Source organism: Kitasatospora sp. P5_F3, assembly GCF_054049135.1.
This window is the reverse complement of the sequence record NZ_JBFUMY010000044.1, coordinates 1-18980: the sequence shown is the minus strand read 5'-3', so window position 1 is coordinate 18980 and position 18980 is coordinate 1. Positions and strand designations below refer to the sequence as shown.

The 18980-nt window shown below is 70.6% G+C and carries 17 protein-coding genes, 2 pseudogenes and 2 riboswitches; of the genes and pseudogenes, 8 read left to right on the top strand and 11 right to left on the bottom strand.

The genetic code is table 11. From position 1 onward, the window contains the following. Window position 1: 1 nt before the first annotated feature. The 4 genes from ACXJMZ_RS24490 to ACXJMZ_RS24475 all read right to left on the bottom strand — a co-directional run bounded on the left by ACXJMZ_RS24490 (window position 2) and on the right by ACXJMZ_RS24475 (window position 4742). Window positions 2-1090, bottom strand: a complete 1089-nt coding sequence (locus ACXJMZ_RS24490; protein WP_457032204.1) for an NlpC/P60 family protein — start codon at window positions 1088-1090, stop codon at window positions 2-4. 10 nt (window positions 1091-1100) lie between these two features. Then, a riboswitch (cyclic di-AMP (ydaO/yuaA leader) is annotated at window positions 1101-1265 on the bottom strand. A gap of 366 nt (window positions 1266-1631) precedes the next feature. Beyond that, window positions 1632-2660, bottom strand: a complete 1029-nt coding sequence (locus tag ACXJMZ_RS24485; RefSeq protein ID WP_457032203.1) for a C40 family peptidase — start codon at window positions 2658-2660, stop codon at window positions 1632-1634. Between the two features lie 198 nt (window positions 2661-2858). Beyond that, window positions 2859-4196, bottom strand: coding sequence for an NYN domain-containing protein (locus ACXJMZ_RS24480; RefSeq protein WP_457032226.1), 1338 nt, complete (start codon window positions 4194-4196; stop codon window positions 2859-2861). 282 nt (window positions 4197-4478) lie between these two features. After that, window positions 4479-4742 carry a hypothetical protein gene (locus ACXJMZ_RS24475; RefSeq protein ID WP_057233017.1) on the bottom strand — a complete coding sequence of 88 codons (264 nt, stop codon included), beginning with the start codon at window positions 4740-4742 and terminating at the stop codon, window positions 4479-4481. Between the two features lie 170 nt (window positions 4743-4912). Between ACXJMZ_RS24475 and ACXJMZ_RS24470 the strand changes: the two genes are divergently transcribed. Beyond that, window positions 4913-5707 carry a rhomboid family intramembrane serine protease gene (locus tag ACXJMZ_RS24470; protein ID WP_457032202.1) on the top strand — a complete coding sequence of 265 codons (795 nt, stop codon included), beginning with the start codon at window positions 4913-4915 and terminating at the stop codon, window positions 5705-5707. Further along, a complete protein-coding gene (locus tag ACXJMZ_RS24465; RefSeq protein WP_057233015.1) occupies window positions 5704-5985 on the top strand; it encodes an Lrp/AsnC family transcriptional regulator in 282 nt (93 codons plus the stop codon). Before ACXJMZ_RS24470 ends, ACXJMZ_RS24465 begins: the two co-directional genes overlap by 4 nt. A 174-nt stretch (window positions 5986-6159) precedes the next feature. On the opposite strand, the gene ACXJMZ_RS24460 is transcribed toward ACXJMZ_RS24465, so the two are convergent. The 3 genes from ACXJMZ_RS24460 to ACXJMZ_RS24450 all read right to left on the bottom strand — a co-directional run bounded on the left by ACXJMZ_RS24460 (window position 6160) and on the right by ACXJMZ_RS24450 (window position 9402). Next, window positions 6160-7518 carry an aminotransferase class V-fold PLP-dependent enzyme gene (locus tag ACXJMZ_RS24460; protein WP_457032201.1) on the bottom strand — a complete coding sequence of 453 codons (1359 nt, stop codon included), beginning with the start codon at window positions 7516-7518 and terminating at the stop codon, window positions 6160-6162. Window positions 7519-7571: 53 nt separating this feature from the next. Further along, window positions 7572-7689, bottom strand: a riboswitch (SAM riboswitch). 105 nt (window positions 7690-7794) lie between these two features. Then, window positions 7795-8871 carry an anthranilate phosphoribosyltransferase gene (trpD, locus tag ACXJMZ_RS24455; protein WP_457032200.1) on the bottom strand — a complete coding sequence of 359 codons (1077 nt, stop codon included), beginning with the start codon at window positions 8869-8871 and terminating at the stop codon, window positions 7795-7797. A 105-nt stretch (window positions 8872-8976) separates the two neighbouring features. Then, window positions 8977-9402 (bottom strand): hypothetical protein, encoded by a 426-nt coding sequence (locus ACXJMZ_RS24450; protein ID WP_457032199.1) that lies wholly within the window; start codon window positions 9400-9402, stop codon window positions 8977-8979. 411 nt (window positions 9403-9813) lie between these two features. Here ACXJMZ_RS24450 and ctaE point away from each other — a divergent pair, with 411 nt between their 5' ends. The 5 genes and pseudogenes from ctaE to ACXJMZ_RS24425 all read left to right on the top strand — a co-directional run bounded on the left by ctaE (window position 9814) and on the right by ACXJMZ_RS24425 (window position 14422). Next, on the top strand, window positions 9814-10434 hold the full coding sequence (gene ctaE / locus ACXJMZ_RS24445; RefSeq protein ID WP_057233011.1) for an aa3-type cytochrome oxidase subunit III: 621 nt from the start codon (window positions 9814-9816) through the stop codon (window positions 10432-10434). Window positions 10435-10573: 139 nt separating this feature from the next. After that, complete coding sequence (qcrC, locus tag ACXJMZ_RS24440) at window positions 10574-11383, top strand: cytochrome bc1 complex diheme cytochrome c subunit (protein ID WP_457032198.1); 810 nt, start codon at window positions 10574-10576, stop codon at window positions 11381-11383. Between the two features lie 8 nt (window positions 11384-11391). Further along, a complete protein-coding gene (gene qcrA / locus ACXJMZ_RS24435) occupies window positions 11392-12447 on the top strand; it encodes a cytochrome bc1 complex Rieske iron-sulfur subunit (RefSeq protein ID WP_457032197.1) in 1056 nt (351 codons plus the stop codon). Next, window positions 12444-13976, top strand: a pseudogene (qcrB, locus tag ACXJMZ_RS24430) (cytochrome bc1 complex cytochrome b subunit); the annotation flags it as partial. The gene qcrA and the pseudogene qcrB, both read left to right, overlap by 4 nt. Before the next feature lie 80 nt (window positions 13977-14056). Beyond that, the gene (locus tag ACXJMZ_RS24425; RefSeq protein ID WP_457032196.1) at window positions 14057-14422 is read left to right on the top strand and encodes a GntR family transcriptional regulator; all 366 of its coding nucleotides are present in this window, start codon (window positions 14057-14059) and stop codon (window positions 14420-14422) included. On the opposite strand, the gene ACXJMZ_RS24420 is transcribed toward ACXJMZ_RS24425, so the two are convergent. Then, the gene (locus ACXJMZ_RS24420) at window positions 14413-15624 is read right to left on the bottom strand and encodes an FAD-dependent monooxygenase (protein ID WP_457032195.1); all 1212 of its coding nucleotides are present in this window, start codon (window positions 15622-15624) and stop codon (window positions 14413-14415) included. The genes ACXJMZ_RS24425 and ACXJMZ_RS24420 overlap by 10 nt on opposite strands. A gap of 147 nt (window positions 15625-15771) precedes the next feature. Between ACXJMZ_RS24420 and ACXJMZ_RS24415 the strand changes: the two genes are divergently transcribed. Then, window positions 15772-16710 carry a TetR/AcrR family transcriptional regulator C-terminal domain-containing protein gene (locus ACXJMZ_RS24415; protein WP_457032194.1) on the top strand — a complete coding sequence of 313 codons (939 nt, stop codon included), beginning with the start codon at window positions 15772-15774 and terminating at the stop codon, window positions 16708-16710. A 7-nt stretch (window positions 16711-16717) separates the two neighbouring features. On the opposite strand, the gene ACXJMZ_RS24410 is transcribed toward ACXJMZ_RS24415, so the two are convergent. The 3 genes and pseudogenes from ACXJMZ_RS24410 to ACXJMZ_RS24400 all read right to left on the bottom strand — a co-directional run. Beyond that, complete coding sequence (locus ACXJMZ_RS24410) at window positions 16718-17962, bottom strand: Ig-like domain-containing protein (protein ID WP_457032193.1); 1245 nt, start codon at window positions 17960-17962, stop codon at window positions 16718-16720. Window positions 17963-18138: 176 nt separating this feature from the next. Beyond that, window positions 18139-18555, bottom strand: a complete 417-nt coding sequence (locus ACXJMZ_RS24405; protein ID WP_457032192.1) for a cytochrome c oxidase subunit 4 — start codon at window positions 18553-18555, stop codon at window positions 18139-18141. Next, window positions 18555-18980: pseudogene (locus tag ACXJMZ_RS24400) on the bottom strand (cytochrome ubiquinol oxidase subunit I); the annotation flags it as partial. The pseudogene ACXJMZ_RS24400 and the gene ACXJMZ_RS24405, both read right to left, overlap by 1 nt.

Below are 18980 nucleotides of genomic sequence, written 5' to 3'. Positions count from 1 at the left end.
GTCAGACCCGGACGATGCGGGTGATCGGCATCACCGTGGCGGACTCGTGCCGGACCAGGGTGCCGGTGCGCGGCGCGTGCACGATCTGACCGTTGCCCACGTAGAGGCCGACGTGGCCACCCCCGCGGTAGATGATCAGGTCACCCGGCTTGGCGTCGGCGATGTTGGTGCCGATGTTCTGGCCGGCGCCCATCTGCGACTCCGACGTGCGCGGCAGCGAGATCCCGGCCTTGTTGAAGGACCAGACCATCAGGCCGGAGCAGTCGAAGCTGTTCGGGCCGACGGAACCGTAGCCGTACGGCTTGCCGATCTGCGCCTCGGCGGCGGCGATCACGATGGCGGCGTAGGAGCCGGCCGGCAGACCACTCAGGTCGGTCCGGGTCTCCGAGCGGGAGGCCCGGGCGGAGTCGTCCGTCTTGGGGGCGGCGGCGGCAGCCTTGGCGGCCGAGTCGGCGGCGGCCTTGGCCTCGGCGGCCCGCAGCTCGTCCTGCTCCTTCTTGCTGAGCGTGTCGAGCAGGGCCTGCGCGGAGGCCAGCTTCGCCTGGATCTCGTCCTTGCCCGCCTTGAGCTCCTGGGTGGTCCGCTCCAGGTCGGCGAGCTTGTTCTGGGCCTCGGACTTCTGCTGGTCGAGCTTGGTCTGCTCGCCCTTCAGCGTCTTGAGGGTGTCGGCCTGCGAGGTACCGAGCTGGCTCAGCGAGTCGGCCTGGCCGAGGAAGGCGTCCGGGCTGCTGGAGAGCATCAGCTGGACGGTCGGCGATATCCCGCCGGTCCGGTACTGCTCGGCAGCGATCTCACCCAGGGTGCCCTGAAGGGTGGTCACCTGGGCCTGCTGCCGGGCCACCTCGTCCTGGAGGCCGGCGACCTGCTTCTGCAGGGTCTGCTGCTTCTCCGTGGCCGCGTTGAACTTCTCGGTCGCGTCCTCGGCCTGCTCGTGCAGCTGGTCGACCTGGGACTTGACCTCGTCCTTGGTGGGAGTCGGGTCGGCATGCGCACCGGTCTGGGCGGACAGTGCCACTGCAGCAGCAGCGGCCGCCGTGATGATCGAGACGCGGGTGCGGCTGGCAGGCTTGGGACGACGATGGGACGCCACGAAGGCCGGCTCCTTCTTCCTACGTCCGCCTACCGGGTGAGCTGACGGGTTCGGGCTGGAAGAGATGCCCTACGACGCCTCACCGCCGAGCCGTCTTGCGACGGTCCGTCAGCCTGGCGCCGATTCACCCCGAGGAACGTGGTTCCCCGGCTCCGATCGACAGCGCCCTCGCTGGGGCTTCCCCGTAAGGCAGTTGGACTGCCTCGCTGTGTCTCGGACTCGGCGGTAACCCCCGCCGCCACCCAGGCTGGGTGATCGACTGTGCGGTGGTTCGAGAAGGACCCTAGTAACCCAACCGTGATCGGTTCAAATCCTTGTAGGAAAAAAGTCGGAATGAAGTCGTGATTCTTTGGTGATTACGACCGAGCGTGATCGAAAATGTACGCTGCGCCGATGAATTCTCAGGATGTGGTCACAGCGAGGCCCGCCAAAGGTGTCCCAGATCACAGGGAGGTTTTGGCGGGCCCGCGCGTGTCACAAGGCGTCAGTTGTGAGCCTTGATGGGGAGATGTCCGTTATGCCGTATCAGGCTGACGGTGGATCAGACCCGACGGATGGTCTTGATCGTCATCGCGTCGGCCTTCATCACCTTCACCACGTCACCGGTGTGCGGCGCGTGCACCACCAGGCCGTTGCCGATGTACATCCCGACGTGGTGCGCGTCGGAGTGGTAGATCACCAGGTCGCCCGGCTGCGCGTTGGCGATGTTGGTGCCGACGTTGGTGCCGACCGAGGCCTGCTCCTGCGAGGTGCGCGGCAGCGAGACGCCGGCCTGCGCGTACGCCCAGACCATCAGGCCGGAGCAGTCGAAGGAGTTCGGTCCGGTGGCGCCCCAGACGTACGGCTTGCCCTGCTTGCCCATCGCGGCGCCGACCGCCACGCCCGCGTAGCCGGCTGCGCGCGGCAGCGAGCCGACGTCGATCCGCTCGGCGCCGCGCGAGGAGCGCTCGCCCTGGATCGCCGCCCGGTCGGCCGCGCTCAGCGAGTTGAGCAACTGCTGGGCCTCGGCGAGCTTCTTCTGGACCTCGGCCTTGGCGTCGTTCAGGACCTTGGTGTTGCGGTCCAGCTCGGCCAGCGTCTCCGCGGCCTCGACCTTCTGCTGGTCGAGGCGGCGCTGCTGGTCCTGGAGCGACTTCAGGGTCTGCGTCTGGGTCTGGTTCACCTGGTCGACGCTGGACGCCTTGGTCAGGTAGTTCTCCGGGTCGGAGGAGAGCATCAACGCGACCGAGGGATCCACCCCACCGTCGCGGTACTCCTGCGCCGCCACCGCCGCCAGGCCACCCTGAAGCTGCGTCATCTGCTCCTGCCCACGAGCCACCTGGTCCTGCAGCTGGTCGGCCTGCTTGCGCAGCTGCTCGGTCCGCTCCTTGGCGCCGTTGAAGCGCTCGGCAGCCTGCTCCTGCTCGTTGAAGAGCTGGTCGACCTGGACCTTGACCTCGTCCTTGCTCGGCTTGGCCGGCGCCGCATACGCACCCGCCTGCGCCGAGAGCGCGACCGCGGTCGCTGCGGCAGCGGTCAGCACGGACACCCGTGCACGGCTCGCCTGCTTGGGACGACGGTGGGAAGCCAAAGGAAGAGCTCCTTCATCACTCCTGGACCCGATCTCACCCGTTCGGGTGCATGTCCAGAATATAGGTTTGACGCCAGACCCTAGTGAAGTTGTCACGGGTGCGCCACTCCCCTACCGCCACGAACTTCCGTCCGCAGACCGGAATTCACCGGACCGACACAAGCCGGTCACCCTGCCCTGACCAGCCGTCAGCCACATTCACGGCCTGGCCAGCCGCTTCAGCAGGAGCAGCGAGGCCACCGGGCGCGCGCCGGCCTTCTTCACGCCGTCGGCGACCTCCTTGTCGGTGGAGACCACCACCACCGCACGCCCCTGGGGCTCGGCCCTGACCAGCCGCCGGATCAGCTCGTCCGCGGTCTCGCCGGTCCGGCTGAACCGGACCCGGACCCCGCGCGGCGGTGCCAGGATAACCGGCACGTCCAGGTCCTGGCCGTCGAAGACACAGGTCACCTCGGCCTGGGTGCGCTGGGCCAGCATCGCCAGACCGCCGAGCAGCCGGATCCGCTGCTGCTCCAGCGGCAGCGTCGGGTACCCGGTCTTGGTCACGTTGTAGCCGTCCACCACCAGGTGGACCTGAGGGATCGCCAGCAACTGGTCCAGCAGCGCCGGGTCGTCCTCGGCCAGCGCCCGGCGGGCCACGTCGTGCGGCGAGGCCGAGGCCGGTGCCACCGCGTCCACCAGATCGGCCGGGTGGATCTGCGCCACCGGCAGCGCCAGCTCCCGCTGGAGTCCCTGGGCGGACTGCAGCACGGTGTCCAGCAGCAGCCGCAGCCGCATGTCCTCGACACTGCGGCCCTCCCGGGCCGAACGGCGGCCCGCCTCCAGGGCGGTCTCCAACTCGGCGATCCGGTGCCGGAGCCGACGGGCCTCGGCCTCGGCCGTACCGTGCTCGACGGCCGCCGCGGCCCGCACCTCGGTCAGCTCCGCCTGCACCTTGCGGGCCTCGGCCTGCGCCCGCCGGGTGTCGCTCTCCAGCGTGCGGACCTTCTTCCGGAGCGATTCGGCCTCGCGCCGTACGCCCTCGGAGTCGGCCCGGTGCCGGTCCAGGTCGGCCCTGGACTGGGTACGCAGCTCGGCCAGCTCCTCCTGGAGCTTCTCGACCAGCCGGGCCGCCTCGGCCGCCGCGCCCTCGGCGCCGGCCCGCTCGACCTGCTCGCCCGCCTCGGTGACCAGCCGGGCCCAGCCCGTCGGCCGGAGCAGATAGGCGGCCGCCGCGACGTCCATCGGGTCGGCGGCGCCCGGCACACTGCCCGCCTCCAGCGCCTTCACCAGATCCGGCTGCCCGAGCCGGAGCCGATCGGCTATCCGCACCCGGAAGGCCGGGTCCGCCTCCAGCGCGGCGGCCAGTGCGGTGGCCGCGTACTTGGCCCGCCGGGCCGGGGTGAACTTCGCGTACTGGCGCAGTGAGACCGGCAGTTCGGCGGCCGGCAGGCCACCGAGCGCGTCGGCGGCGATCCCCACCACCCGGTGCCGCACGCCCTCGGGCAGCGGCCGGCCGAGCTGTTCGGGGCCGCCGGCGGGAGCAGCGTCGTCCATGGGAGCGGCGTCGGCCGTGGGAGCGGGACTGCCGGCCGGAGCGGGTGGCAGGGCGTCGGCCGGTCCCTGGGCGGCCGGGGTCGTGGCCGCGGGAGGCTGCTCCTGCGACTCGGCCGCCCCCCTTGCTGCGTCCACCACGTCCTCGGCTCCGATCCTGCTGCGCGGGGTCCGTACGGCTGGTTGCCGCTGCCCTCAAACACACCGCTCTCTGCAATTGTCGCGGTTACCGTGCCCCGACCCGACCCGCGCCACACTCCGCGCGGGCCCGGCCGGTGCACTGCGTCAGGACTCCTGCTGCTCCTGGGCCGCCTGCTCGGCGTCCGGACGGGCCACCAGCTCGACCTGGTCGACCGCGTTGCACCAGCGGCAGCGGACCGACTCCAGCGTCTCCGTCAGCACCTCGGTCTCCTCCACCTTGGAGTCACCCGCCAGGTCGAAGTGCAGGAACTCCACCACCTTGGAGGACCGGGTCACGTCGAAGCGGGTCAGGTTGCCACAGAGGGTGCAGCGCCAGCGGGTCTCAGCGGTCGGGGCGGCGATCGTCATTCTGCCAAGTCCTCTCGTTGGTGCCGCCTTACGGCGGTCACCCAGGGTCCGGAGGGCCAAGCCTATTGCCTGCCGGTTCTCCCAGGTCCACCTGGTCCGTGATGCGGGCAGTAGGCCACCCGCAGTACCGGACGGTGTCGGCCGGCCCGCCCGGAGGAATGCTGTTCGCTATGGCCACCCCTGTCCTGGACCACCTCGACGCTCCGGACGGCAGGACACCGGAGCGCCCGCCGGTCGTCACCTTCACGCTGATCGGGCTGAGCGTGCTGACCCTGCTGACCGGCCCGAGCTTCGGTCTCAACCCCCGCTACGGCACCGGCCCGGCCCGGGTCTGCGCCGAGCAGCGGTACGAGCAGCGGTGGGGCGCGGTGCCCGCCGAGCTGCTGTCCAACCGGCCGCTGACGGCGGGTCAGCTGGCGCAGCTGCCCCCGGCCACCGCGGACTGCCCACCGCCGGGGACGCCCCGGAAGATCCCGGTGCTCTCGGTGCTCAGCTCGCTGTTCGTGCACGCGGGGTGGCTGCATCTGCTCGGGAACATGCTGTTCCTGTTCGTCTTCGGCCCCGGCGTCGAGCAGCGGTTCGGCCGGGTTCGGTTCCTGCTCGGCTACCTGACGGTCGGTTACCTGGCCACCTACGGCTGGGCGCTGGCGGAGGCGCACGGGGCGGAGTCGGTCCGGGCGCTGGTCGGGGCCTCCGGCGCGATCGCCGGGGTGCTCGGCAGCTACCTGCGGCTGTACCCCCGGGCCAGGGTCACCACCTTGGTGCCGCTGCTGCTCTTCCTGCCGCTGCGCTTCCCGGCCTGGCTGGTGCTCGGGCTCTGGTTCCTGCTGCAGTGGCTCTCGGTCCGGCAGGACGGCCCCGGGGTGGCCTACCCGGTGCACGTCATCGGCTTCGCCGCCGGGTACCTGGCCACCTGGGTCACCGTTACGCTGGCCCGGAACCCACGGACAGGAGCGACAGAGTGATCACCGCGATCGTGCTCATCAGGACCAGCGTCGACCGGATTCCCGAGATCGCCGAGGCGATCGCCTCGATCGAGGGCGTCAGCGAGGTCTACTCGGTGACAGGTGGCTACGACCTGGTCGCGATGGTCCGGGTCCGGCACCACGACGACCTCGCCGCAGTGATCCCCGGCCGCCTCAACAAGATCCCGGGCGTCGAGCACACCGAGACCCAGATCGCCTTCCGCACCTACTCCAAGCACGACCTCGAAGCCGCCTTCGCCCTCGGCCTGGACGAATAGAGCAGACAGCAGGTTGCACTACCCAGGGGCTCGGGGAACTGCGAGGAGATCTGGCGCCGGGGTCACTGCGAAAGTGCCTGCCCACCTACGCGACGATCACCTTGCACGAGGTCGGCGTCGCCCCGCGGCGGAGCCGCCAATCAGCAGGGCCCCGAGCCCCTGGTAGTGCACCTCTTACCGCCGGGTGTCGGCCACGCAGCGCCCGCCTTCGTTGCGGTAGGTCCAGGCCGCCCCGTCGGAGACCAGGTCGCGGACGGCCGCCAGGAAGCGGTCCAGGTGCTCGTCCGGGGTCCCGGCGCCGAAGCTGACCCGGATCGCGTTCAGGCTGCGCTCGCCGGGCAGCGACGGCTCCGGCGCCCCGCACTCGGACGGTGCGGTCTCCTCGCCGCCGAGCAGGGTCCGCACCAGCGGGTGGGCGCAGAACAGCCCGTCCCGGACGCCGATCCCGTACTCGGCCGAGAGCGCCGCCGAGAAGTGCGAGCTGTTCCACCCCTGCACCACGAACGAGAGCACCCCGACCCGGGCCGCCTGCTCGCCGAACAGGCTGAGCACCCGGACCTCGGGGATCGCGGCCAGACCGGCCTGCAGACGGTCGATCAGCTGCTGTTCGCGCGCCTCCAGCGCGTCGAACCCGGCCTCGGTCAGCGCCCGGCAGGCGGAGGCGATGGAGTAGGCGCCGATCACGTTCGGGGAGCCGGCCTCGTGCCGGGCCGGACCGGTCTGCCACTCGACCGCGACCGAGCCGTCCAGCTCGCGGGCCACCGTCCGGCTGGCGCCGCCGCCGGCCAGGTACGGCTCGGCCGCGTCCAGCCAGTCGCTGCGCCCGGCCAGCACCCCGGCGCCGAACGGGGCGTACAGCTTGTGGCCGGAGAAGGCGATCCAGTCCACGCCCAACTCCCGCACCGAGACCCGGTGGTGGGGCGCGAGCTGGGCGGCGTCCAGCACCACCCGGGCGCCGTGCCGGTGGGCGACCTCGGTCAGCTCGGCGACCGGCCAGAGCTCGCCGGTGACGTTGGAGGCGCCGGTGACGCAGAACAGCCGGTGCTCGGCGGGCTGCTCGGCCAGCGCGGCGTCCAGTGCGGCGACGGCCTCGGCGTGCGAGCGCGGGGCCCGGAGGTAACTGACGGTCAGGCCGTCCCGGCGCCAGGGCAGCAGCGAGGCGTGGTGCTCGGTCTCGAAGGCGAACACCCGGGTGCCCGCCGGCAGCACACCGGCCAGCAGGTTGAGCGAGTCGGTGGTGGCCCGGGTGAAGACCACCTGGTCGCCCTCGCGCAGGTCGAGGAACTCCTCGACGGTGCGGCGGCTCTGCTCGAACAGGTCGGTGGAGAGCTGGGAGAGGTAGCCGGCGCCGCGGTGCACGCTGCCGTAGTACGGGGCGTAAGCGGCGACGTCGTCCCAGACCCGCTGGAGCGCCGGGGAGCTGGCGGCGTAGTCCAGGGCGGCGTAGGAGACCTTCTCGCCGGAGACCAGCGGGACCTGGACGTCGTGGCCGAGGACGGCGAGCGGGGCGCAGATTTCGGTGGAAACGGACATGAGGGTGCACTCCTGGAAAGGTCCGGGACCTCGGGGTGCAGCTGTGCCGCCGACGTCCGCGCTTGCCACGCGGACGGTTCGCCGCGGAGCCCGGTCCTCACCCAGGGCACCCCGCCACGGACGGAGGGTTGCCGGACAGCAAGCTGGGGCTTGTCGCTGTCACTCATGACCTGCCGAGGACTCTAGGCGAGCCGCCGAGAAGTGGTCAAACAGATGTCCGCCATCCGGACAGCAGGAAGGCCCGGCAGACAGTCTGCCGGGCCCTCAACTCGCTGTTCAGGAACGGGTGGTGGCCGCCGCCCAGTCCTTCAGCAGGGCCTCCGCCGCACCCGAGTCGATGGCGGCCGCGGCCCGTACCATCCCGGCCGCGAGCTGCTCGGGCAGCGGGGCGTCGGTCAGCTCCAGCGCGGTCAGCGCGGCGGCGCTGTTCAGCAGGACGGCGTCCCGGACCGGGCCGCGCTCCCCCGCCAGCATCCGGCGGGCCACGTCCGCGTTGAACTGCGGGTCGCCGCCGCGCAGCGCCTCGATGCCGACCGGCTCGATGCCGACCTCACGCGGGTCGAAGGTGGTCTCGGCGACCTGACCGTCCTTCACCAGCCAGACGTGCGAGGTGGTGGAGATGGTCAGCTCGTCCAGGCCGTCGTCGCCCCGGAAGACCAGTGCGGTGGCGCCGCGCCGGGCCAGCACACCGGCGATCAGCCCGGCCAGCCGGGTGTCGAAGCAGCCGATCGCGTGCGCGGTGACCCGGGCCGGGTTGGTCAGCGGGCCGAGGATGTTGAAGGCCGTCGGCACCCCGAGGTCACGGCGGGCCGGGGCGGCGTGCCGCATCGCCGGGTGGAACATCGGCGCCGGACAGAAGGTCAGGCCGACCTCCTCGGCGATCTCGGCCACCCGGGCGGGCGTCACGTCCGGGCTGATGCCGAGCTTCTCCAGCACGTCGGTGGCACCACTGGCGGAGGAGGCGGCGCGGTTGCCGTGCTTGACCACCTTGGCTCCGGCGGCGGCCGCGACGATCGCCGACATGGTGGAGATGTTCACCGTCTTGGCGCGGTCGCCACCGGTGCCGACGATGTCCACCGCCGGTCCTGGGATGTGCAGTTGCACGGCGTGCGCGTACATCGAGTCGACCAGGCCGGCGATCTCGTCCACGGTCTCGCCCTTGGCCCGGAGCGCGACCACGAAGCCGGCCACCTGGACGGGGGTGGCCTCGCCGCCCATGATCCGGTCCATCGCCCAGGCGGTGTCGCCCTGGCCGAGGTCCTGCCCGGCCAGCAGTGCGCTCAGCAGGTCCGGCCAGGTGCGGACCACCTGCGTGGGGTCGCTACCGCCGTTCGCAGGTTGTGCGTTCACCATGGCTGACTCCAGCTCTCGATCGGGGATGCTGGAGCCAGCCTAGCGATCCGGGGTACCCGGATGCGGGGTGCTTCTCTACAGGTGAGACACCGGGCTGACGGCCCCTCAGCGGTGGGCCGGGGTGCGCTTGGCCACCCGGGCCCGGAGCAGGGTGGCGGCGGCCTCCGCCAGCGCCACCGGGTCGACCGGGTGGGAGATCGCGGCCTCGGCCCGGCTCCAGGCGGCCAGCCAGGAGTCCTGCGGGCGCCCGATCAGCACCAGCACCGGCGGGCAGCCGTAGATCTCGTCCTTGACCTGCCGGGCCACCCCGAGGCCGCCGGCCGGGACGGCCTCGCCGTCCAGCACGCAGAGGTCGATCCCGCCCTTCTCCAGAGCGCGGAGCACGGCGGGCACCGTGGCGCACTCCAGCACGTCGACCTCGGGGAGGTCGGCGGCGGGGCGGCGGCCCAGCGCGAGGGTGACCTGCTCACGGGTGTTCCGGTCGTCGCTGTAGACGAGGACGGTGAGCGTCTCGTCGGTCGTGTGCGCCATGGGCCCTGCTCCCGGGTACTCGTCCTCTTATATGGCTGTACTCCGGCCCGGTGTGACCCGGACCACGTTCACCTCCGGATGCTACTCCCGCACACCCCTCGTGGTGACCCTCTGGCGCGATCTCCCTCGGACGAGCCGCCACGCCCGTCGCGCACACGGGCGACGGATCGTCACCCCAGAAGTGCTGTTCCACTCGTACGGCGGACCCGCTAGCCGACCGGCACCCCCGCGCCCCGCAGGGACACGCGGAGCGAACGGGTACACCTGCCGTCAATGAACCGTCAGAAATGGGACACCACCTCCTCGGAGCCCTCGTCCGACGCCCCGTCGGCTGCCAACAGGGCATACCGCACGCACCGGACACTCCGAGGTACACCCCCCGGCGTGAAGACGGAATAAGGGACCGACATAATGTCCGTCGTGGCGACAGCAACAGCAACAGAAACCGGACACGCGCACGGAGCGGTCAACAGGCCGAACCTGGTCAGCGTCGGAACCATCGTCTGGCTGAGCTCGGAGCTGATGTTCTTCGCGGCCCTGTTCGCGATGTACTTCACGCTCCGCTCGGTCAAGGGCGCGGAGTTCTGGGCCGAGAAGGCTCACGCCCTCAACGTGCCCTTCTCCTCGGTGAACACCACGATCCTGGTGCTCTCCTCCCTCACCTGCCAGCTCGGCGTCTTCGCCGCCGAGCGCGGTGACGTGAAGAAGCTCCGCTCGTGGTTCATCATCACCTTCGTGATGGGCGCGATCTTCATCGGCGGCCAGATCTTCGAGTACACCGAGCTGGTCAAGAAGGACGGCCTCTCGCTGTCCTCGGACGCGTACGGCACGGTGTTCTACCTGACCACCGGCTTTCACGGCATGCACGTGACGGGTGGTCTGATCGCGTTCCTGCTGGTCCTGGCACGGACGTACGCAGCCAAGCGGTTCACGCACGAGCAGGCCACCGCCGCGATCGTGGTGTCGTACTACTGGCACTTCGTCGATGTCGTGTGGATCGCCCTGTTCGCGACCATCTACCTGATCAAGTAACCAGCTGATCAGGTCGCTGGCCGACGGCCGGAGCCGTACCCGCACCGACCGACCGCGCGCGTCCCCGCAGCCGACCCGGGCAGACCGGGCCGCGAGGCACGCCCACCAGCCGACCAGATCCTGACCCCGGGGTTAATCCGTGAAAAAGCTCTCCGCACGACGGCGCCATCCACTGGCGGCGCTGGTCGTCCTACTCTTCGCCCTGGCGGCCACCGGGGGGCTGTACGCCGCGTTCGCGCCCGCCGAGAAGGCGCAGGCCGACAGCTCGGTGCAGACGCTCGCGATCGAGGAGGGCAAGAAGCTCTTCGCCGTGGGCTGCTCCTCCTGCCATGGTCTCAACGGCGAGGGCAGCTCGGACGGTCCGAGCCTGGTCGGCGTCGGCTCCGCGGCGGTGGACTTCCAGGTCGGCACCGGCCGGATGCCGGCCCAGCAGCCCGGCGCCCAGGTGCCGAAGAAGAAGACCATCTACTCCCAGCCCGAGATCGACCAGATGGCCGCCTTCGTGGCCTCGCTCGGCCCCGGCCCGGTCGCTCCGACCAAGGAGCAGTACACCTCCACCAACCCGGACGACATCGCCAAGGGCGGCGAGCTGTTCCGTACCAACTGCGCCCAGTGCCACAACTTCGCGGGCCAGGGCGGTGCCCTCTCGCAGGGCAAGTACGCTCCCGCCCTCGACAACGTGGACCCCAAGCACATCTACGAGGCCCTGCAGACCGGCCCGCAGAACATGCCCTCCTTCCCCGAGGGCATCATGCCCGAGGAGCAGAAGCGGCAGATCGTGGCCTTCGTCCGCCACACCACCAACGACGAGCCCAACCCCGGCGGTCTGACCCTGGGCAGCCTCGGCCCGGTGACCGAGGGTCTGTTCGGTTGGATCTTCGGACTCGGCAGCCTGATCGCGATCGCGATCTGGGTCGCCGCCCACACCACCAAGGCCAAGAAGTCATGAGCCACGACATGTCCAAGGACACTCTGCCGGAGTCGCACGACTCCCACGGCACCGAAGTCGCCGCCCACGGTGACCCGTTCGCCGACCCGGGCCTGCCGGCCCACGAGCCGCGTCGCACCGACATCGACGAGCGGGCTGCCCAGCGGGCCGAGCGTCAGGTCTCGCTGCTCTTCATCCTGTCGATGCTGTCGACCGTCGGGTTCATCGCGTCCTTCGTGATCTTCCCGATCGACAAGATCGTCTACATCTTCCCGATCGGTCACGTCAGCGCGCTGAACTTCGCGCTCGGCCTGACCCTCGGGGTGGCGCTCTTCTGCATCGGCGCGGGCGCGGTCCACTGGGCCCGCACCCTGATGTCGGACCACGAGCTGCCGGCCGAGCGCCACGCGATCGAGGCCGACGACGAGGTCCGCGCGGACGTCATCGAGCAGTTCAAGACCGGCGCCGCCGAGTCCGGCTTCGGCCGCCGCAAGATGATCCGCAACACCCTGATCGGGTCGATGGCCCTGGTGCCGCTCTCCGGTGTGGTGCTGCTCCGCGACCTCGGGCCGCTGCCCGAGGACAAGTTGGAGCACACCGGCTGGAACGAGGCCACCCCGGCCAAGCCGATCCAGCTGATCAACATGAACACCGACGAGCCGATGAAGCCCGAGGACATCACCGTCGGCTCGCTGAGCTTCGCGAAGCCCGAGGGCCTCGAAGAGGACGCCGAGGACTTCCAGGTCCAGATCGCCAAGGACGCCCTGATGCTCGTCCGGATCGCTCCGGGGGACCTCAAGGACAAGCAGTCCGCCGAACTGGGCTTCGAGGGCATCCTCGCCTACTCGAAGATCTGCACCCACGTCGGCTGCCCGGTCAGCCTCTACGAGCAGCAGACCCACCACGCGCTCTGCCCCTGCCACCAGTCGACCTTCGACCTGGCGGACGGCGCCCGCGTCATCTTCGGCCCGGCCGGTCACCCGCTGCCGCAGCTGAAGATCACTGTTGACGAGAAGGGCTTCCTGGTCGCCACCGGCGACTTCGACGAGCCCGTTGGCCCGAGTTACTGGGAGCGCAGCCGATGACCGCGAGCAGCACCAAGGGTGCCGCAAAGCCGGCCAGCACCCGTGCCAAGCCCGCCAACAAGGCGGAGTCGGCCGCGGACTGGGTGGACGGCCGGCTCGGCCTCTACACCCTGGCCAAGTCCAACCTGCGGAAGATCTTCCCGGACCACTGGTCCTTCATGCTCGGTGAGATCTGCCTCTACACCTTCATCATCATCATCCTGACCGGCGTCTACCTGACGCTGTTCTTCACCCCGAGCATGGGCGAGACCGTCTACCACGGCTCCTACGCCCCGCTCGACGGCATCCGGATGTCGGAGGCGTACGCCTCCACCCTGCGCATCTCGTTCGAGGTCCGTGGTGGCCTGCTGATCCGTCAGATCCACCACTGGGCCGCGATCGTCTTCGTCGCCGCGATGCTCGTGCACATGATGCGCGTCTTCTTCACGGGCGCGTTCCGCAAGCCGCGCGAGATCAACTGGCTGTTCGGGTTCCTGCTGCTGTTCCTCGGCATGTTCGACGGCTTCATGGGCTACTCGCTCCCCGACGACCTGCTCTCGGGTACGGGTGTCCGCTTCATGGAGGGCGCGGTCCTGGCCGTGCCGCTGGTCGGCACCTACCTGCAGATGTTCCTGTACGGCGGGGAGTTCCCCGGCACCGACATCGTGCCGCGGTTCTTCACCATCCACGTGCTGCTGATCCCCGGCATCATGCTCGGCCTGCTGGTCGCGCACCTGATCCTGGTCTTCTACCACAAGCACACCCAGTGGGCGGGCCCGGGCAAGACCGAGAAGAACGTCGTCGGCATGCCGCTGATGCCGGTCTACATGGCCAAGGCCGGTGGCTTCTTCTTCCTGGTCTTCGGCATCATCGCGGCCGTCTCGGCGATCGCCACGGTCAACCCGATCTGGGCGTACGGCCCGTACCGCCCCGACCAGGTGTCCACGGACGCCCAGCCGGACTGGTACATGGGCTTCTCCGAGGGTCTGATCCGCATCATGCCGGGCTGGGAGATCGGCCTCTGGGGCCACACCCTCAACCTGGGTGTGTTCGTGCCGCTGATGATCTTCCCGCTGGTGCTGGTCGCCATCGCGGTCTACCCGTTCATCGAGAGCTGGGCGACCGGCGACAAGCGCGAGCACCACATCCTGGACCGCCCGCGCAACGCCCCGGTCCGCACCGGTCTCGGCGCGGCCTGGATCAGCCTGTACCTGGTACTGCTGATCGGTGGTGGCAACGACCTGCTCGCCACCCACCTGCACCTCTCGCTGAACGACATCACGTACTTCGTGCGGGTCGGTTTCTTCGTGGTGCCGGTGATCACCTTCTTCGTCACCAAGCGCTGGTGCCTCGGCCTCCAGCGTCGCGACAAGGACAAGGTGCTGCACGGTCGCGAGACCGGCGTCATCAAGCGCCTGCCGCACGGTGAGTTCGTCGAGGTGCACGCCCAGCTGCCCGCGGCCAAGCTGCACACGTACACCGCTCACGAGCAGCCGCAGCCGATCGAGCTGCCGGCCGAGTTCGACGAGAACGGCGTCAAGCGCAAGGTCGGCGTCCCGGATTCCCGGTGCGGGCCGTCGGCCTTTGTACGCGCCAGTATGTTGAGACCAACGAACCGTCAGGAGACCCCGTGCAGCTGTCCGTCGACCACGATGCCGCCACTCCCCCGTACGAGCAGGTCCGGGCCCAGATCGCCGACCAGGCACGGAGCGGGGCCCTGCCGACCGGACTCAAGCTCCCCACCGTCCGGGCCCTCGCCGAGGAACTCGGCCTGGCCGCCAACACGGTGGCCCGCGCCTACCGCGAGCTGGAGGCCGACGGCGTGGTCGAGACCCACGGCCGCCGCGGCACCCTGATCGCCGCCACCGGCGACACCGCCCACCGCCTCGCCGCCGCAGCCGCCACCGAGTACGCCGAACGCGCCGCCCGCCTCGGCCTCAGCCACACCGACGCCTTCGCGGCCGTCACCACCGCACTGGGGCTCGCCTACCGCTGAGCCTCCGTCAGGGGGTACTCGGGCAGCGCGATGTCCCCCGCCTTGGCGAACTGGGCGGCCATCAGGTTCCGCATCGGCCAGCGGTTCATCGAGCGCATCGAGGCGTCCCGCAGCCGGATGGCCAGCGCGCCGGCCGGCGCGTAGCCCTTCACCCCGCCGGGCGGCAGCTGCTGAGCCCTGGTCACGTACGGGCGGAGCACCCGGTCGTACCGGGCGAAGGCCACCCGGTGGTCGCCACCGGCGGCGCCCAGCTCGCCCGCCAGCACATAGGCGCCGACCAGGGCCAGGCTGGTGCCGAGCCCGGTGAGCGGGGTCGGGCAGTACCCGGCGTCGCCGAGCAGCACGGCCCGGCCCCGGGACCAGCTCTCCAGGTGCACCTGGCCGACCGAGTCGAAGTAGAAGTCCGGCGCGTCGGCCATCCCCGCCAGCAGCCGTGGCACCTGCCAGCCCGCCCCGGCGAACCGCCGGGCCACCAACTCCCGCTGCCCGGCGATGTCGTGCCGGTCGTGGTCGACCGGCCCCGACCGGAAGCTCAGCCCGGCCTGCACCTCGCCCGGCAGCCGCCCTGGCCGGACGGTCGCCACCCGGCCGCCGGGGGTGTTGTACATCTGCGTCCAGCCGTCCAGCCCCAGCTCCTCGGTGACGGTGAACCAGGCCGTGTACAGCTCCAGCGGCCGGACGTACCCGGCCTCCGGGCCGAAGGCCAGTGCCCGGACCACCGAGTGCAGCCCGTCCGCGCCGACCACCAGCCCGAACCGGCGGGTGGCGGACCGCTCGAAGGTGACGGTCACTCCGTCCGCATCCTCCGTCAGCCCGGTGACGGTGTCGCCGAACAGGTACTCGGTGTCCGGCAGGGTCGCCTCGTACAGCAGCCGGGCCAGATCGCCACGGAGGATCTCGACCTCGGAGACGATCCCCTCCCCACCGAAGCTGTCGGCCGGCATCCGGGAAGTGACCCGCCCGGCCGTGTCGACGGTCAGCAGGCCGCGCTGCTCAAGACTCAGCTCCCGGGCCCGGTCCATCAGCCCCATCCGGGTGATCACCTCCCGGCCCGCGCCGCGCAGGTCGACGGCCTGGCCGCCCGGCCGCAGGGCGGGGGCGCGTTCGACCACGGTGGCGGTGAAGCCGGCCCGGCGCAGCCAGTAGGCCAGTGCGGGGCCGGCGATACCGGCCCCGGAAACAAGGATGTCGGTGTTCTCCATGCGGTCGAATGTACGGCGTACGCCGCACTACTCGCAAGCCTCCAACTACCCTTCCCAACAGGGATATTCGAGCGAAAGCGCACTAGTGCACGGGTGACCAGGGACGGAGTACGGCATACTCAGGTGCACTAGTACGGAGGAGCGCGCGTGACCCAGCAGGAACTGCCTCGCTACAGCCGGATCGTCGCCGAGCTGCGGCAGCGGATCGAGACCGGCGAGCTGGCCCCCGGCGACCGGGTGCCCTCGACCCGGGAGATCACCCGGCAGTGGGGCGTCGCGATGGCGACCGCCACCAAGGTGCTCACCGAACTGCGCCTGGCGGGGCTGGTGCACGCCGTCCCGGGCGTCGGCACCGTGGTCGCGGCCCGGCACCGTCCGGTGAGCGCCTCGGTTGCGGTGCCCACCCCGGCACGGACCGCCCCCGCACAGACCCTCACCCTCGAACGGATCGTCAGCACCGCGACCGTCGTCGCCGACCGGGAGGGTCTGGCCGCCGCCTCGATGCGCCGGGTCGCCGCCGAGCTCGGCGTGGCGACCATGTCGCTCTACCGCCATGTCGCCGACAAGGACGAGCTGCTGACCCGGATGATGGACGCGGCCTTCGCCGAGTGGCCGCTGCCCGCCACCGCGCCGGACGGCTGGCGGGACCGGCTCGAACTGGCCGGCCGGCAGCTCTGGCGGATCTTCCGCTGCCACCCCTGGCTGGCCCCGGTGCTCTCGCTGACCCGCCCGCGACCGGTGCCGGCCGCGCTCCCGTTCACCGAATGGGTACTGGCCTCGCTGGAGGGGCGCGGGCTCGACACCTCGACGGTCTTCACCGCGCACCTGACCCTGTTCAACTACATCCGGGGCACCGCCGTGACCATCGAGGCGGAGACCGAGGCCGAGGCCGCCAGCGGCCTGGACGCCGACGAGTGGCTGGACTCCCAGGAGCCCGCGTTGCTGACCGCGCTGGCCGACGGCCGGTACCCGTCCTTCGAGCGGCTGATCGACACCGCGTACGACTTCGACCTGGACGGGCTGTTCGAGTTCGGTCTGCAGCGCCTGCTGGACGGTTTCGCGACCCTGTTGGACGAAGCCGCCTGAGCGCGCGTCAGCCGAGCAGCGGAGCGCCGGCGGCTGCCTGGCTGCCCAGGGCCCCCGCCGTGGTGACCGGTTGGCCGAGGGCGGAGTGCTTGAGCCACTCGTCCCAGGGGACGTTCCAGTCGCCGAAGCCGTTGCCGAAGCGCTCCATGGTGGCGCCCTTGCTGTTGACGACCTGGACCAGGTCGCCGATCCGGGTCTGGTCGTAGAACCACTTGGCGTTGTCGGTGCTCATGCCGGTGCAGCCGTGGCTGACGTTCTCCTCGCCCTGGGAGCCGACCGACCACGGGGCGGCGTGCACGTACTCGCCGCTCCAGGTGACCCGGGTGGCCCACTGCACCTGGAGGTCGTACGCCTCGGTGCTGCCCTCCCGGATGCCGATCGACTCGCCGTTCATCCGGACCTGGGACTCCTGCCCCAGCACCACCTTGACGCCGTTGCGGGTGTCGAAGCCGGGCTTGCCGGTGGTGACCGGGATGGACCTGATCTCCTGGCCGTTGCGACGGTACGTCAGGTAGTGCGAGGCGGCGTCCACCACCACCTCGACCCGGTCGCCGGTCCGCAGTGAGCGGGTGACCGCCTCGCCGCCGTACAGGCCGTCGGCGACCGGCACGCCCTGCAGGTCGTAGCTCAGCCGGATCTTCGCGTTGGCGGGCCAGTACTCCTTCGGCCGGAAGTGCAGGTTCTTGTCGTCCACCCAGTACCAGGCACCCGTCACGGCGGGCTCGGAGACCACCGTCAGGCCGCGTTCGACCTCCTGGCGCCCCGCGGGGTCCTTGACCGCCTCGGAGAGCTTCACGGTGAGCGGCTGGCCCACGCCGTAGAGACCGCTGCCCGAGGAGTCGGGGCCCAGCTCGGCGGTGAGCAGCTGCTGCGCGGCCGCGGTGCCGAACTCGCTGCTGGTCTCGCCCCGCCCGCCCCGGCCGTCGTCGGCGGCCACCCGCACCGTGTACTTGGTGCCCGCCTTGAGCCGGCTGGTGCTCTGCCAGCTCTTCAGGTCGGCCGCCAGCTGCCCGGCCACCACCCGGCCGTCGGCTCCGGTGACGGTGACGTCGGTGAGGTGGCCGCCCTGGTCCGCGGTGATGCTGAAAGGTTTCGCCGGGTCCACCTCGCCGCCGGCCGAGGTGTGCACCAGCCCGCTCACGTCCACCGGTCCCTCCGGCTGTATCGCGGCCGGGGCACTCCCGGAGGAGCAGCCGGCCACCGGGGCCAGCATCAGTACGGCCGTCAGTGCGACTCCGTGCCTGGTTTTCACGGGCTGCCTCCTCGAACGGACGACCTATCAGATCGTAAGAACAGTCAGCCCCGGGCGGCCCGCGCCCGCAGTCCGGGTTGGCCCGACCGGGTGAGCGGACCACCTGGCAGGCCGTAACGCGAACGGCCGGACACCCCGTCAGGGATGCCCGGCCGCCCGGTGCGGAGGAGGGGAACCTACTGGTTCTGGTCCTCACCGCGGTAGAACTCGAAGACCCAGCCGAACAGGCCGATCAGGATGATCGGGATCGACCAGTACAGCAGCCACCAGCCGAAGATGACGCCCATGAACGCGAGCGCGCCACCGATCGCCAGCGAGAGCGGCTGCCAGCTGTGCGGGGCGAAGAAGCCCAGCTCGCCGGAGTCGTCCGCGACCTCGGCCTCGGGGTTGTCGCCCGCGCCGGTGTCGACCCGCTTGGCCGTGTAGGCGAGGTAGTAGCCGACCATCGCGCACAGGCCGAAGGCGAGGAAGAGCGCCGTGGTACCGGCGGCCTCCACACCGAGGTCGGAGTGGTTGGTCCACACCCCGTAGGTGATGGCCATCGCCAGGATGAAGATGGCGAAACCGATGAAGATCCTGCCCTGTTCCTTCATCAGGCGTCACCCTCCTTCTTCAGGCCCTTGCCCAGCTCGGGGGCGTCGTACTTCGCGGGCGTGACGCCCTCGAAGTGCTTGGCCGGCTCACCGTGGTACTCGAGGTAGTCGAGCGCGGCGATGTCCGGGTGGTGCAGGTCGAACGCCGGGGATTCCGAACGGATCCGGGGCAGGGTGAGGAAGTTGTGCCGCGGCGGCGGGCAGGAGGTCGCCCACTCCAGCGAACGGCCGTAGCCCCACGGGTCGTCGACCTCGATCTTCTCGCCGTACTTCGCGGTCTTCCAGACGTTGTAGAGGAACGGCAGGATCGACAGACCGAGCAGGAACGACCCGATGGTCGAGACGGTGTTCAGCGTGGTGAAGCCGTCCGAGGCCAGGTAGTCGGCGTAGCGGCGGGGCATGCCCTCCGCGCCGAGCCAGTGCTG